14 protein-coding genes are annotated in these 16,123 nt (G+C 37.8%); 12 read left to right on the forward strand and 2 right to left on the reverse strand.

The genetic code is table 11. The features are described from left to right. Window position 1 precedes the first annotated feature (1 nt). The 11 genes from mutS (at window position 2) to A5866_RS12240 (ending at window position 13,011) form a co-directional block, all read left to right on the forward strand. Window positions 2-2,569 carry a DNA mismatch repair protein MutS gene (gene mutS, locus A5866_RS12190; RefSeq protein ID WP_086277396.1) on the forward strand — a complete coding sequence of 856 codons (2,568 nt, stop codon included), beginning with the start codon at window positions 2-4 and terminating at the stop codon, window positions 2,567-2,569. Window positions 2,570-2,607: 38 nt separating this feature from the next. After that, window positions 2,608-4,689, forward strand: coding sequence for a DNA mismatch repair endonuclease MutL (mutL, locus tag A5866_RS12195; protein WP_086445246.1), 2,082 nt, complete (start codon window positions 2,608-2,610; stop codon window positions 4,687-4,689). Window positions 4,690-4,714: 25 nt separating this feature from the next. Beyond that, on the forward strand, window positions 4,715-5,275 hold the full coding sequence (locus A5866_RS12200) for a Maf family protein (RefSeq protein ID WP_086277394.1): 561 nt from the start codon (window positions 4,715-4,717) through the stop codon (window positions 5,273-5,275). Between the two features lie 24 nt (window positions 5,276-5,299). Beyond that, a complete protein-coding gene (locus A5866_RS12205; RefSeq protein ID WP_086445245.1) occupies window positions 5,300-5,794 on the forward strand; it encodes an acyl-CoA thioesterase in 495 nt (164 codons plus the stop codon). A gap of 99 nt (window positions 5,795-5,893) precedes the next feature. Next, a complete protein-coding gene (gene msrB / locus A5866_RS12210) occupies window positions 5,894-6,331 on the forward strand; it encodes a peptide-methionine (R)-S-oxide reductase MsrB (RefSeq protein WP_086277392.1) in 438 nt (145 codons plus the stop codon). Between the two features lie 192 nt (window positions 6,332-6,523). Further along, on the forward strand, window positions 6,524-8,197 hold the full coding sequence (locus tag A5866_RS12215; protein ID WP_086445244.1) for a peptide ABC transporter substrate-binding protein: 1,674 nt from the start codon (window positions 6,524-6,526) through the stop codon (window positions 8,195-8,197). A 157-nt stretch (window positions 8,198-8,354) separates the two neighbouring features. Beyond that, entirely contained in the window at window positions 8,355-8,966 is a 612-nt protein-coding gene (gene ruvA / locus A5866_RS12220) for a Holliday junction branch migration protein RuvA (protein WP_086277390.1), read from the forward strand. A 12-nt stretch (window positions 8,967-8,978) separates the two neighbouring features. Then, a complete protein-coding gene (ruvB, locus tag A5866_RS12225) occupies window positions 8,979-9,992 on the forward strand; it encodes a Holliday junction branch migration DNA helicase RuvB (protein WP_086445243.1) in 1,014 nt (337 codons plus the stop codon). Window positions 9,993-10,194: 202 nt separating this feature from the next. Further along, on the forward strand, window positions 10,195-10,770 hold the full coding sequence (locus A5866_RS12230; RefSeq protein WP_086445242.1) for a TetR/AcrR family transcriptional regulator: 576 nt from the start codon (window positions 10,195-10,197) through the stop codon (window positions 10,768-10,770). A gap of 108 nt (window positions 10,771-10,878) precedes the next feature. Beyond that, entirely contained in the window at window positions 10,879-12,573 is a 1,695-nt protein-coding gene (locus A5866_RS12235) for an oleate hydratase (protein WP_086445241.1), read from the forward strand. A 216-nt stretch (window positions 12,574-12,789) separates the two neighbouring features. Continuing rightward, entirely contained in the window at window positions 12,790-13,011 is a 222-nt protein-coding gene (locus A5866_RS12240; RefSeq protein WP_086277383.1) for a hypothetical protein, read from the forward strand. 54 nt (window positions 13,012-13,065) lie between these two features. Here A5866_RS12240 and A5866_RS12245 read toward each other — a convergent pair whose 3' ends face one another. Further along, window positions 13,066-13,803 carry a class A sortase gene (locus tag A5866_RS12245; RefSeq protein WP_086277381.1) on the reverse strand — a complete coding sequence of 246 codons (738 nt, stop codon included), beginning with the start codon at window positions 13,801-13,803 and terminating at the stop codon, window positions 13,066-13,068. A gap of 270 nt (window positions 13,804-14,073) precedes the next feature. On the opposite strand from A5866_RS12245, the gene A5866_RS12250 reads away from it, so the two are divergent. Next, window positions 14,074-14,856: a hypothetical protein gene (locus A5866_RS12250; RefSeq protein WP_086279652.1), complete on the forward strand. Its 783-nt coding sequence runs from the start codon at window positions 14,074-14,076 to the stop codon at window positions 14,854-14,856. Window positions 14,857-14,965: 109 nt separating this feature from the next. Here the strand turns inward: A5866_RS12250 and A5866_RS12255 are convergent, their stop codons facing one another. Further along, the gene (locus A5866_RS12255; protein ID WP_086445240.1) at window positions 14,966-15,580 is read right to left on the reverse strand and encodes a TetR/AcrR family transcriptional regulator; all 615 of its coding nucleotides are present in this window, start codon (window positions 15,578-15,580) and stop codon (window positions 14,966-14,968) included. Window positions 15,581-16,123 lie beyond the last annotated feature (543 nt).

Raw genomic sequence — 16,123 nt, forward strand, 5'->3', positions numbered from 1 at the left:
AATGCCTCAAAAAACGAAGAACACACCAATGATGGAACAATATTTAGCAATCAAAGAACAATATCAGGACGCTTTTCTATTTTACCGATTAGGCGACTTTTATGAAATGTTTTACGAAGATGCGATCAATGCCTCACAGTTGTTAGAATTGACCTTGACGAGCCGTAATCGTAATGCGGATGATCCGATCCCAATGTGTGGTATTCCCCACCATGCCGCTCAAGGCTATATTGATACATTGATAGAAAAAGGCTATAAAGTAGCGATTTGTGAACAAGTAGAAGATCCTAAAACAACCAAAGGTATGGTCAAACGTGAAGTTGTACAGCTGATCACTCCAGGAACGGTTATGACTAGTAAAGGCTTAGATGCAAAAGACAACAACTATTTAACGGCTATCGTAGAAGAAAATGGCGTCTTTGGCTTAGCCTATGTCGATTTAAGTACGGGAGAATTGAAAACGGCGGTCTTAAGCGATGAAGATGCTGTGATCAATGAAGCCTCAGCACTACAAACTAAAGAAATCGTGCTAGGTAGTCCATTAGCAGAAACATTACAACAAACGTTGAAAGACCGTTTGAATATTATTTTTTCTGAACAAAAACAAGCAGAAGAAAATGCCGAGTTCAGCTTTTTAACCAGCGAGCTGACACATCCGCTAGAAGTCGAAGTAACCGGGAAATTATTGACTTATTTAACGGTAACGCAAAAACGCGGATTATCACACATTCAAAAAGCTGTCGAGTACCAACCAGACCATTTCTTAAAAATGGATCACTATTCTAAATTCAACTTGGAATTGACACAATCGATTCGGACTGGTTTGAAAAAAGGAACATTATTATGGTTGTTGGACGAAACAAAAACCGCAATGGGCGGACGTTTGTTAAAACAATGGCTGGATCGTCCCTTGATCCAAGAAAAACAAATCCAAACACGCCAAGCGATGGTTCAATCATTATTAAATGCCTACTTTGAGCGTGTCGATCTACAGTCTAGACTGACAAAAGTATATGATTTAGAACGTTTAGCTGGCCGTGTCGCATTTGGAAATGTTAATGGACGTGATTTGATCCAACTAAGAACATCCTTAGAACAAGTTCCATTGGTTCGTGAATTGATTGTTGGCATCAACCAAGGAGAATGGAATGATCTGTTACTTGATTTAAATCCAGCAGAGGATGTTGTTGAACTGATCAGTCAAGCAATCAACGAAGAAGCACCCCTTGCGATTACTGAAGGAAATATCATTAAAGATAATTACAATAAAAAATTAGATGAATACCGCGATGCGATGCGTCATGGCAAACAGTGGCTAGCTGAATTAGAAGCCAAAGAACGCCAAGAAACAGGCATCAAAACCCTAAAAGTTGGGTTTAACCGTGTATTTGGTTATTATATCGAAGTCACAAAATCTAATTTAGCCAACTTAGCAGAAGGCAAATACGAACGTAAGCAAACTTTAGCAAATGCAGAGCGCTTTATCACACCAGAACTAAAAGAGATGGAAACCCTGATCTTAGAAGCAGAAGAAAAATCAGTTGATCTAGAATATCAACTATTTCTAGAGGTACGTGAACAAGTCAAAGCGAACATCGAACGACTGCAAAAATTAGCGAAAACGATCAGTGCCGTTGATGTGTTACAAGCCTTTGCTACCGTCAGTGAACGATACCAATATGTGCGTCCAACTTTAAAAAGCAATAGCAAAGAATTGCATATTGTGGAAGGGCGGCACCCCGTTGTGGAGAAGGTTTTAGGCCACCAAGAATATATTCCAAATAGTGTGCATATGAGTAAAGAAGACATCATTCTATTGATCACTGGACCAAATATGTCAGGTAAAAGTACCTATATGCGTCAACTTGCGTTAACTGTAGTAATGGCTCAAATTGGTTGTTTTGTACCAGCTGAATCAGCTGAGTTACCGATTTTTGACCAAATATTTACCAGAATTGGCGCATCAGATGACTTGATTGCAGGCCAAAGTACCTTTATGGTAGAAATGATGGAAGCCAATCAAGCATTACGTCACGCTACCCCAAACAGTTTGATTTTATTCGATGAGTTGGGACGTGGGACGGCAACTTATGATGGAATGGCATTAGCCCAAGCAATCATCGAATATATCCACCGAGAAGTCAAAGCCAAAACACTGTTCTCTACTCACTATCATGAACTAACCGTGTTAGATGAAAACCTAACCGGATTAAAAAATATTCATGTCGGGGCTGTGGAAAAAAATGGCGAAGTTGTCTTCCTACATAAAATGATGGAAGGTCCAGCGGATAAAAGTTATGGGATCCATGTAGCGAAAATCGCCGGATTACCAAGCGATTTATTAGAACGTGCAGCAACGATCCTTTCTGCTTTAGAGTCAGAAGAACAACCCCTAAAACAGATTGAATACAAAGATGAAATCAAAGAAGATACAGAACAATTATCCCTCTTTAAAGAAGTATCCACCGATGAATTAAGTGTGATCGATACGTTAAAGAAAATCAACTTATTAGAGATGACACCAATGGACGCTTTAAATAAATTACACGAACTACAAAAAAGAATCTAAATTCCAGAGTGGAAAATGGAACAAGGAGATGATCCTAAATGGGAAAAATCCAAGAACTATCTGAACAGCTTGCCAATCAGATCGCTGCGGGTGAAGTAGTAGAACGTCCGGCATCTGTAGTTAAAGAACTTGTTGAAAACGCCATTGATGCTGGCAGTACGCAAATTGACATTTTCATTGAGGAAGCTGGCTTGAAGACGATTCAAGTCATTGATAATGGTGAAGGAATCGCTAAAGAGGACATCTTAAATGCCTTTAAACGACATGCAACAAGTAAAATTCATACCCGAGATGATCTATTTCGGATCCGTAGCTTAGGCTTTCGCGGTGAAGCCTTGCCCAGTATTGCTTCTGTATCGGAAATCAGCGTTGAAACGGCTGTCTCAGATGAAGAAGAAGGTAGCCTTGTACAAATGAAAGGCGGAACGATCGAAGAACATCGTCCAGCAGCGCTAAGAAAAGGCACAAAAATCACCGTTTCAAACCTGTTTTTCAATACGCCTGCGCGTTTAAAATATGTTAAAACGATCCAAACCGAATTAGCCAATGTGGGCGATATTGTTAATCGTTTAGCCCTGAGCCATCCAAAGATTGCTTTTCGTTTGGTACATGACGGCAATAAGATGATGAATACAGCTGGCAATGGTGATTTGAAACAAACAATCGCAGGTATCTATGGCATCAGTACGGCTAAAAAAATGCTGAAAATCGAAGCGAAAGATTTAGACTTTAAATTGACGGGGTATGTTTCTTTACCGGAAGTTACTAGAGCGAGTCGTAACTATTTATCAACGATCATTAATGGCCGTTACATCAAAAACTTTGCTTTGAATAAATCAATCGTTGATGGTTATGGCTCTAAATTGATGGTGGGTCGTTTCCCATTAGCGGTAGTAGAGATCGAGATGGATCCGCTGTTAGTCGATGTCAATGTTCATCCAACCAAGCAAGAAGTTCGTTTAAGTAAGGAGAAAGAGCTGATGACCTTGATCAGTACAGCGATTCGTGAAGTATTGAGTCATGAGCAACTGATCCCCAATGCGGCAGACAATTTGCGCTTTAAAAAGAAAGTTGAAATGCAGCCAAAGGTCGAACAAATGGAGATTCCGCTAACAGAACCAGAAGCACCGGCTAAACCGAATCGGAAACCTAGTAGTTTAGGATATGATGCAGCTAGCGGTAATTTCTTTGTTAAAGAGACAACGGCAGAATTTTCAACACAAAAACCAGTCAACAGTTGGGCACAAACACCCGAACCACAAACGAAAGAAGACTCTGAGCGAGAGGCTTTGTTGGCCTACGCATTTAGTTCACCTGAGGAGCGAGCTTCCTTTCCTGATAGTGATCAGCAAGCGCTATCTCAGACATCAGAGGAGACTGTTTCATCAAGTGAGGAAGCGGCAAACGTAGATGAACAAGTCTATGAAGAAGAATTGAGCCATCATCCAGAGTTTGATTTTTCAGAGACTGAGGCTAAAAATGACTTAAATAAAATGCTGAACAAGTTATCAGATGAACGTCCTAAAGAACGTTTTCCAGAACTAGAATACTTTGGTCAAATGCATGGCACATACTTGTTTGCTCAAAGTAAAGACGGCCTGTATATCATTGATCAACACGCCGCTCAAGAGCGAATCAAATATGAGTATTTTAGAGAAAAAATCGGTGAAGTTACCAATGATTTACAAGAATTATTGGTACCGATCGTGATTGATTATCCTAATAGTGATGCGTTAAAGATCAAAGAACAAAAAGAAACATTGGCAGAAGTCGGGATTCACTTAGAGGATTTCGGTCAAAACAGTTTCATTGTTCGATCTCATCCAACATGGTATCCAGCAGGAGAAGAAGAATCGATCATTCGGGAAATGATTGACATGTTTTTAACGACTGGATCTGTTAGCGTGAAAAAATTCCGTGAAGCCACCGCAATTATGATGAGCTGTAAACGGTCAATCAAAGCCAATCATTATCTGAATGAACAACAGGCTCGAGTGTTGCTGAAGGATTTAGAAACGTGTGAAAATCCGTTCAATTGCCCTCATGGACGCCCTGTTTTGATCCACTTTACTAACTCAGATATGGAAAAAATGTTTAAACGAATTCAAGATCCACATTAAAAATAGGGAAGAAGGTTTTATCCTAATGGCAGTTATCCTGGCCTCTCAATCGCCGCGTAGACATGAGTTATTAAGTCGCATCATTTCTGATTTTGAAGTAGTACCGGCTGATATTGATGAAGATGTAAAAAGTTATTTTACGCCAATGGATTATGTTTTGACGATGGCGGCGCAAAAAGCAGCTCATATTGCAAAACAGTATCCAAATGATCTAGTGATCGGTTCTGATACGATCGTCACGATCGATAATGAAATATTGGGAAAACCCACTTCTAGAGAAGATGGCTTTCGGATGTTGAGACAACTGAGTGGTAGAACACATAAAGTGTACACCAGTGTTGTCTTGATGAAAGATGATCAAGAATCTTCTGCAACGGTTCCAGCAACAGTTGAATTTTATGATTTGACAGATGAAGAAATCAATCGTTATTTAGATACAAAAGAGTATGAAGACAAAGCAGGCGCATATGGAATCCAAGAACAAGGAGCCCTGTTAGTAAAAAGTATCCAAGGGGATTACTATTCGATCATGGGCCTTCCAATCGCTACTCTTTATCGTATGCTGCCGTCTTTTGATCAGTGCTAGAACAAGGAAAGAAGGAAAAAATCAATGAAATGTTCCCAAACAAGAGCGATCCAAACACATATGATCACCTATCCTCATTTGAATTTTCATAAAACGTTATTTGGCGGTCAATTGATGGCGTGGTTAGATGAAACGGCAGGCATCGCTGCTGTTCGAGTATCAAGAGCCGCAATCGTGACCGCTTCTGTGGATCACTTAGACTTTCTAGCGCCGTTAAAAGCCAGCCACTCTGTCTGTATCGATGCCTATGTGTCTGGTGTCGGCACACGTTCAATGGAAATATTTGCTAAAGTGATCGGAGAAGACTTATTTACGGGTGAACGTTATTTAGCAGGTACTTGCTTTATGACCTTTGTTGTACCTAAAGGAGCCAGTTTACCTGAAAACATCGAACCTGAGACAAAAGAAGAACACTTTATCTGCCAAGGTTACGAAGCGAGAAAACAAGTTAGACAAGCAAAACGACAAGAAAGTCTTGATCTTGCTCAAAACGTCGATTTGACCATTCCTTGGAATTAATTTAAGGCTTAAACACTCATTTTCTAAACAGAAAATGAGTGTTTTTTTCGCAATGATGCTATGATAAGACTAACTAAAAAAGTAAGGGTGTGATTTGTCATGGAAAAACCATCAAAAGAAGAGTTGAAAGAGCAGTTATCTGATATCGAATATGCAGTAACCCAAGAAAATGCGACAGAGCGACCTTTCACTGGTAAATATGACGATTTCTATCAAGAAGGCATTTATGTCGATATCGTTAGTGGCGAACCTCTCTTTAGTTCAACAGATAAATATGATGCAGGGTGCGGTTGGCCAGCATTTACGAAACCAATTGAAAAACAAGATGTAGTAGAGCATAGCGATTTTTCTTTAGGAATGCATCGAGTTGAAGTGCGTAGTAAAGAAGCAGACTCTCACCTAGGACACGTCTTTACAGATGGACCTACAGATCAAGGTGGGTTACGTTATTGTATCAATGCGGCAGCTTTGCGGTTTATTCCAGTAGCAGAGTTAGAAAAAGCTGGCTACGGAGAATATAAAGCTTTATTTAAATAAGAATAAGGAGAGTGAGACAAAACTAAAGATTAGGTTTGTCTCACTCTTTTTTTGTTAGCGCTTCGATTTCTGTATAGATGTTATTTTTAGATTATACAAAAAGATTGCATTTTAGATTTGTATCTAGTAATATAAGAATATTCAGAAAATTAAAATTCGGAAAGAGAATTATTATTTATTGAGGAGAAAAAAATGAAAAAGAAAAATATGACGAAATTAATCAGTGTTATGATGTTGTCGACACTGGTATTAGCGGCTTGTGGTGGCGGCGGTAAGACTGGTTCGACAGATAGTAGTAGCGACAGCAAAAAAGCGAGTGGGGAACAGCTTTTTCGATTAGTCGTGCAACAAGAAATGCCAACAGCCGATTTATCATTAGGAACAAATACCATCAGTTTTTCAGCCTTTAATAATATTTATGAAGGCTTGTACCGATTAGATGCGAAAAGTAAACCACATGCTGCAGGTGCAGCTGAAATGGCGAAAAAAAGCGATGATGGCTTAACCTATACCTTCAAGCTAAGAGAAGACGCTAAATGGTCAAACGGCGATCCTGTTGTAGCCGCAGACTACGTTTATGGCTGGCAGCGGACAGCAGATCCTAAAACAGCAGCTGAATATGCTTACATGTTTGCCTTGGTTAAAAACGGAGCGGATGTTTCAGACGGTAAAAAACCATTAGATGAATTAGGAATCAAAGCAATCAGTGATTACGAATTAGAAGTAACATTAGAGCAAGAAACACCTTATTTTGATTATCTATTAGCATTTCCATCATTTTTCCCGCAAAATAAAAAAATCGTAGACGAAAAAGGCAAAGATTATGCCGCAACAAGTGAAGCCTCTGTCTATAATGGTCCTTTTACATTGACTGATTTTGACGGTGCAGGAACGGATACGGAGTGGTCTTATACAAAGAATGACCAATATTGGGATAAAGAGACAGTTCAGTTAGATAAGATCGAAGTAAAGGTAGTCAAAGAAGCACCGACCTCGTTGAATCTTTTCCAAGATGGACAAGTTGATGATGTGATTTTAAGTGGTGAATTAGCGAAACAAATGGCCGATGATCCAGAACTTGTGATTGAAAAAGATGCACGAACATCTTATCTAGAATTTAATCAAAGGGATGAAAAATCACCTTATCGCAATGCGAATTTAAGAAAAGCAATCTCTTATTCAATCGACCGTGATGCGTTGGTTGACCGGATTTTAGGAGATGGATCAGTTGCTTCTACAGGGCTAGTTCCAGCGGGCATGTCATTTTCACCAGAAGGCAATAAAGACTTTGCTGATGAAAATAAAAACGTGTTGACTCATGACACTAAAAAAGCAAAAGAATATTGGGAAAAGGCGAAAAAAGAATTGGGCATCGATTCATTCAAATTTGATATTGTCGGTGACGATACCGATTCTACGAAAAAAATATTAGAGTATATCCAAGGGGCAGTCAAAGAGACATTAGATGGCGTGGATGTGACAGTTACTAATGTACCGTTTGCTGTTCGTTTAGATCGTGGTAAAAATGGTGACTTTGAAGTGATCATGGGCGGTTGGGGGGCTGATTATGCCGATCCAAGTAGTTTTACTGATCTATTCCTAACAGGTGGATCATACAATAGAGGACGTTACTCAAATGAAAAATATGATCAACTAGTTAAAGATTCAGGCAGTAAAAATGCCGCAGATCCAGAAAAACGCTGGACAGATATGGTAGATGCTGAGAAGCTATTGATGGACGATATGGGTGTTGCTCCAGTCTATCAAAAAGCAGAAGCACATATGCGCAGTTCAAAAGTTAAAGGTGTGATTGCTCACGGAGCTGGCGCACGTTATGATTATAAGTGGACGTATATTACTGAATAATAAAATGAACCAGTACGAATTTTAAACCAATTCGTACTGGCTTTTTTTATTTAAGCAAGTGCTTTTTTTTCTAACTACTGATTTTCCTGAATCTGTGCTAAAATAGAAACGTATGTGCGTGTAAAGCAAAAGCAACGCTAGCAAGAAAGGTGAAATTATGTACGAATATATCATTGGTAAAGTGACCTTTATCAGCCCTTATTATATTGTAGTCGAAACAAATGGCATTGGTTATCAAATTTCTGTAGGTAATCCGTACCGCTATTCAGGCAAAACCGAACAACAAATCAAAATTTATGTCCACCAAGTGATTCGTGAAGATGCTCATTCATTATACGGATTTGGCGATTTAGATGAAAAACAACTCTTCTTAAAATTGATCAGCGTTTCAGGAATTGGACCTAAAAGTGGTCTAGCAATCATGGCGTCAGAAGATCATGGTGGGTTAATCAATGCCATCGAAAGCGAAGATGCAGCATACTTAACTAAATTCCCAGGGGTGGGTAAAAAAACAGCTCAACAAATGGTTCTTGATCTCAAAGGTAAATTAGGCGAACTAGAAACGTCAGAAGCAGCTGTTGAAGCAATGGCTAAAACACCAGCAAATCAATCAGCCAATCAGTCACTGACAGAAGCCTTAGAAGCATTAAGTGCGCTAGGCTATAGCGATAAAGAAATCAAACGAATCACACCAAAACTAGAAGAACTAGGTAAGCAAGCAACAGACGAATATTTACGTAACGCACTAAAATTCATGATGAAACGTTAAGGAGGAATGGCTATGACAGAAGATGAAAGACTACTTTCCGCTGAAACAACAAGCGAAGGAGAAGAGTCCTTAGAAAAGTCACTACGTCCCCAATTTCTCGAACAATATATCGGTCAAGATAAAGTCAAACAGGAGCTAACGATCTATATCGAAGCTGCCCGTAATCGGGAAGAGGCCCTAGATCATGCTCTTTTGTATGGACCACCTGGACTGGGTAAAACAACGATGGCAATGGTGATTGCCAATGAAATGCGTGTCAATATCCGTACCACCAGCGGACCAGCAATCGAACGTGCAGGAGATCTAGTTGCTATTTTAAATGAATTAGAGCCAGGTGATGTTTTATTTATCGATGAAATTCATCGTCTCCCTCGAGTAGTAGAAGAAATGCTTTATTCAGCAATGGAGGATTTCTACGTAGATATCATGGTAGGGCAAGGAACAACGGCTCACCCTGTTCATTTTCCCTTGCCGCCTTTCACCTTGATTGGTGCAACCACTAGAGCAGGGATGTTATCAGCGCCACTTCGAGATCGCTTTGGGATTATTTCCCATATGGAATATTATGAAACACAGGACCTGAAAGAAATCGTCTTGCGTTCTGCGGACATTTTCCAAACAGAAATCGTAGAAGAAGGCGCATTTGAGATTGCTCGCCGTTCTCGAGGTACCCCACGAATCGCCAATCGTCTGTTAAAACGAGTACGTGATTTTGCCCAAGTCCAGTCAAACGGGACAATTGATCGCGGCATTGCTGATCAGGCGTTGACCTTACTACAAGTCGATCATCAAGGCTTAGATTATGTCGATCAAAAATTATTGAAGACCATGATCGAATTATACGGCGGTGGTCCTGTTGGGTTAAGTACGTTAGCTGTTAACATCAGTGAAGAGACGGAAACCGTGGAAGATATGTATGAACCTTATTTGATTCAGAAAGGGTTTATTAAAAGAACACCAAGAGGTCGGATCGCAACGGCATTGGCTTATGAGCATTTTGGATATGAATCATATTATCAGGAATAATATACGAAACACTCAAACTATGGGATGAATTCTCTCCGAATAGTTTGAGTGTTTTATTGTCAGAGAATGGGGTACCTTCAAGGCGTGTGTACCTTCCAAAAATACCAACCATTAACAAATCCCTAAAAATCCTTCAAAACCTTATATTTTCCACTCATTTTTTGGTATGATGAACGTATCTAAAAAAAGTGAGGAAAAAAACATGAGCGAATCACAAATAACCAAAAAAGCTATTTCTGCTGCACTGATTGAATTATGCGGTCGAAAATTATTCAGTAAGATCAGCGTTCAAGATATTACGAAGGAAGTCGGTTTAAATCGCCAAACGTTCTATTATCACTTTACCGATAAACAAGATCTATTGCGTTGGATTTATACCCATGATGCCTTGATTTATTTAGATTCGCCAGATGTCTCTATCGATAATTGGGAAGAACAAGCGCTAAAAATGTTAAAAGCGATCCAATCAAAAAGTGATTTCTACTATAATACCGTAAGTTCCGATTCAGATATTCTAAGAGGCTGTTTTTCAACGATCACCAATCAACTGTTTATCAACTTATTTGACCAAGTCGACCAAGAAAACCAATTGCTGCCAGAAGATAAAATCTTTTATGCCCGCTTCTTTTCATATGGCTGTAGTGGTGTTTTGATTGATTGGATCTTAGGCAGCTACAAAGAATCACCTTTAGAAATCGCCACACAGCTATTTCGTTTGGCTAAAGATACCGAGTTTTTCTCTTATCGATTGTATGCGCAAGAAAACGAACTATTGTGACAAATTGTCCAAAGTGTCTAAAAAGAAGACGGAATGGAAAGGCTATCACAAGACAAACGTTGGGAATCATTGTACGCTAGGTTCATAAATTGAATCGGGGGGATTCTCATGAAAAAAAGACATATTGGATTAGCAGCAGCAGGTGTATTAGGCGCAGCCTTTCTGGCTAAAAAAGTATCCGCTGAAAAAGAAGTAGAGAAGATTGCAGAAATTGAAGAAGAAATCAACAGTCGTTATTATGGTGATAAACAAGTATATCTAATTGGCGGCGGTATTGCGACAATGGCTGCAGCAGCTTACTTGATTCGGGATGCAAACTTTAACGGAAAAAATATCCATGTGATCGAAGGCATGAAAATTCTCGGCGGCAGTAATGATGGGATTGGAACAAACGAAAAAGGCTTTGTAGCCCGCGGTGGTCGGATGTTGAATGAAGAAACCTATGAAAACTTCTGGGAGCTATTCGATAGCATTCCTTCGCTTGAATGGCCAAATCACAGTGTAACAGAAGAAATTTTAAACTTTGACCATTTACACCCAACCCATGCTCAAGCACGTTTAGTGACAAAAGATCAAGAAATTCTTGATACCCATACAATGGGCTTTGACAATGAAGATCGTTTAGCGATGACAAAATTATTAGCCGCTTCAGAAGAAAGTTTAGATGGTGTGACCATTGAAGAATGGTTTGGTCCACACTTCTTTGAAACAAACTTTTGGTACATGTGGCAAACAACCTTTGCTTTCCAAAAATGGAGCAGTGTCTTTGAATTACGTCGATATATGAATCGGATGATTTTAGAATTTTCCCGTATCGATACATTAGAAGGTGTGACACGGACTGCGTTGAATCAATACGATAGCGTGATCTTACCATTGAAATCATTTTTGGAAAAACACGGTGTTGATTTTACCTTGAATGAAGACGTTATTGATTTGGAATTTAAACCAGGATCAGAAATCACAGTGACCGCATTGAGATTAGGGAATGGTGAAACAATCGAGTTAGATGAAGAAGATGTAGTCATCATGACCAACGGAACAATGACCGACAGCTCTACAGAAGGAGACTGGCAGACTGCAGCTCCAGCTGTAACGGAAGAGTCGCGTTCAGCACGTCTATGGCGTAATATTGCTAAGAAAAAAGCTGGCTTAGGTAATCCAGAACCATTCTTTGGTAATGAAGCCGAAACAAACTGGGAAAGCTTCACTGTAACATGTCGTGGGGATAAGTTATTAAAACGGATCGAAGAGTTTTCTGGAAACATTCCAGGCTCTGGTGCTTTGATGACGTTAAAAGATTCAAGCTGGTTGATGAGTACCGTTGTGGCAGCACAACCTCACTTTAAAAACCAAGATCCAGACACGACTATTTTCTGGGGATACGGTATTTACACAGATAAAGTCGGTGATTACGTGAAAAAACCAATGCGTGATTGTACTGGGGAAGAAATTTTGTACGAATGGATTTGCCAAATGGGATGGCAAGCCGATTGGGATGAAATCGTTAAAGATGTTGTCAATGTGATTCCTGCTTACATGCCGTATATTGATGCACAATTCCAACCACGTAAAATGACAGATCGCCCACAAGTTGTTCCTGAAAATAGTACAAACTTTGCCATGGTCAGTCAATTTGTGGAGATTCCGAAAGATATGGTCTTTACTGAGGAGTATTCAGTTCGAGCGGCGAGAATTGCTGTGTATACGTTATTTGATATTGATAAAGAGATTATTCCTGTGACACCGTATAATCGTGATCCTAAAGTGTTGGCTAAAGCTGCACAAACGATGTTTAGATAAAAATAACTTAAGAGTAAATGACATGTTTTAATTTGTCATTTACTCTTTTTTTGTAAAAAAGTGAGGAAGCGATTTACATAAATAGGATCATTTACCTAGAAAAATCTCAGCCTTTAGATGGATGCTTTTCCCAAGGGAAAAACGTACAATAGAAAAGTAGAGTAATGACTAAGAGAGAAACAATAGATAAGTCAAAAGAGATTGGGGAAATGAATCATGAAGAATTTATTTAAAACAGTTGTATTTGAGATGAGTTTATATTACGGGTTGCTGGCATTGGTATTGCCTTTGATTTATGCGGTTACTTATCATGTTGCGTTCATATCTGTTTTCAATGTCGAATGGTTTGCTGTTACGGTATTCATATATCCAATCGTATTGATTTTATCAGCTATTCGTTATAGTTATGGTCGAATGAGAAAATCAAGTCACGTATAAAAAAAGCTAGGACAGAAGTTTTGATAACTTTTTGTCCTAGCTGTTTTTTGACTTTTATAACGTTAACTGCTCCATATTAAATGCATCTGTCATTGCTTGTGTTGCTTTTTTTATTGGTGTAACTGACTCTAATTCACCTTGAACCGCAATCCGCGTTGTCGCATACATATCGCCACACGTAATCAAAGTAATCATTTTTTTACCAGGTACATCATCGATCAACTCAACGCGTGAAGGATCGATTTTTTCAACATAAGTGATCTTATATGTATAAACATTGCTTAAATCAGTTGTATAAATCAATTCTCCTGGTTTTGAATATTCCAATGGTGAAAATAAAGAAATCATGTCTTGTACACGATGACTGGCAAGAGCGTAATTCCCTTTACCCATTTCTTGGTCAGGCTTCATTGTTCCAGCTCCGGTTAGTAGAACAACATTGTCCAATCCTCTAAAGATCGGCAAGTTGATTTTGACATCGGGAAGTGCAACAGCACCTACAACCGGTAAGTTTTTATTGGCTAGTTGTGCTTTTAAGACAGCTTCTGTACTTAATGATTCAACTGCTGCAAAATCGAAAGAAGTATCCGTTTCATTGTTTTTTGCAACAATTTCAGGTGTTAGCTTCTCTACCGCATATTCTTTTCCGTTTTGTTGAATCAACCAATTTCTGATTTGTGTATTAAAGACCAGTGCTAAACCAACAATCAATAATAAAAATAGGAAGATATTAATCAGCCAATTTCTTTTTCTTGATTTTTTCTTTTTAGGGCGTTCTTTTCTTGAGGCCATAAGCTTCCTCCTTTTTTTTATTAAGTGTATCATAAATCAAAATGAAACCCTAGCTTAAAATCTTTATTTTTTTATAAATATGATTATTTAAAAGGAACCTTAAAAATATAGCTGTTGCACACTATTTTTTTACAGATATCCGTTATCTTCTCTAGAAAGTGGGCAGTTTTTAACTCTTTGTAACTGAATCTTAAAATAAAAGACACAAGCTTTTCTTTACAAAATACTGTAGAATGTAAGAGAAGACAATTGACGGGGGTGGTGGAACAAATGTTGGAATTGATTTATGTACATATTGATATGACAAGTAATGCAGTATTATCAAAAGGGATCACACATACAGACTTTACGCGCTCCATCGTTCATCACCCTAAGAACCTGCTATTACTGAATCCTTCTGCTGAAGAAGGCGAGTATGATATGCACAGTGGATTAAAGATCATTCGTGGTCAAGAGAATGTCGATCAATATTTTTCTACCGTTCATCGTCGTAAAATGAACGAAGAAATCAAATGGATCGATTTCTCTGATGTTACAATGCTCAAAGAACTAACGCCGATGGAAATTTCCGAGTTGCTTTATTTTGGGCATATGAAAACAAGTCTACATTCACCGTTCTTTTATAAATTACAAAATGATTTCGTCTTTTTTGAATTTGTCGACCATATGACAAGGGTTTATTATCGTTACATTGACGAGTTTTATCGCATTTTAGCGGATAAGATTACCCGAGTGATTTTGGAAAAAGTCAATGATCGTAAGACGTTTTTTAAACGCGGAGTCTCTGTTGAAAAGCTAGATGGCGAATTATTGAAAGAAATGAAACCGATTTTGCAAGAAGGTGTTGTGTTCTGTTTTGATCAAATGGATATCAAAGGGAAAGAATATCATATTCCAATTCATGTGGTAGAAGACTCTTTGTGGAAAACGAAAAACTTTGCCTATCGAAAAGAACCAGTCATTGCAATCTTGATTTATAATACAGCGAAACGAACTTGGCGTTTGATCCAAGAAGATGAGTTTGGTTTTGCGGATTTGCCGAGACAGGCATAAAAAAATTATGTCGGAATAATGGGTTTTATTTTTTCGATGAGTTTAATCGCTATTTTATATAAAAAAACTGAGAAACAGCTTTAAAAAGTTGTTTCTCAGTTTTTTTAAGTTATTTTAGTTTACCCATTAGAACAGACATCCAGATTTCTATCACTGCCTCGAAATCCTTTTGAACCTGAAGAGGAGACTTTCTATTATCCTCTTTTAACCATTCTTTTATATACCTCTCGAATCCACCAAAAATAAACCTTAGAGAATTGGAAATGGCGTTTTTTCCATATATGCGAAGAATTTCTTTTCCTCTAATATCATATACAAGAATAACTTTCTCATAAATTCTATCCAATAACAAATAAAGGAGATTATTATCAACTAACGACTTAATGAACTCGTGATTATTATCAGCAACTGTAAATATAAGGAAAACAATATTATGAAAAGTCAAATCAGTAATTTCATGGAGAGCTTGAATATATTCAGATGAAATCTTAGAGATTTCTACATCTAAAATCTCAATTTTAGAATCAAAATTTCTATAAAATGTTTTACGAGAAACATTAGCACCATCAACAATTTCTTTTATTGTGATTTCTTCAAATTTTTTATGTTTTATTAATTTAAGCATAGATTCTTGTATTTGTGTTCTTGAATATAGAGATTTAGCGTTACCTTTATTTTTCAAATTATTACCTTGCGTCATTGACCAATAAGGTTTCTGATACATTTTCCTTTCCGGCTATGCTATTAAGAGCCAATTAATGGTAGCTTTAATAGGGAATTACTAAATAAGTTATGACAGTTTCTTCAAACTAAAAAAAATAGTTGTTTCAATATTTTAACATTTGAGTGAATATGGCTAAATTGAATTAGATGATTATAATCGAATGGGTACTCCTATTTCTATAGTTAATCGTAGGAATATTGTGCATCAGTTATCAAATCCAAAGATAGTCACTAAAGCTTTTTAATGTACGTCATACAAATCATTATAGTGAAAAATTTGGAGGATGCTCATTTTATTTGGATTAACTGATTGGGATAACTAATATGTTGTTCGATGTGTTCAGATGAATATATAGTTTATACTTAGTATTTAATAATTAAATTTTACTATTCTTGTAAAAATAATTGTATGATAGCTTACAAGATTATTGAGTGTGTGATCCCCATCTAGTATTAATTGAACATAAAATAAATGTCTTTTGGTCTATTTATTGTCTTTTTAACTAACGCTATAACACAGTGTTGAAAGTGTTAATATTGGAGC

Origin of the sequence: Enterococcus sp. 12C11_DIV0727, assembly GCF_002148425.2 — a bacterium.
GTDB lineage: Bacteria > Bacillota > Bacilli > Lactobacillales > Enterococcaceae > Enterococcus_L > Enterococcus_L lemimoniae.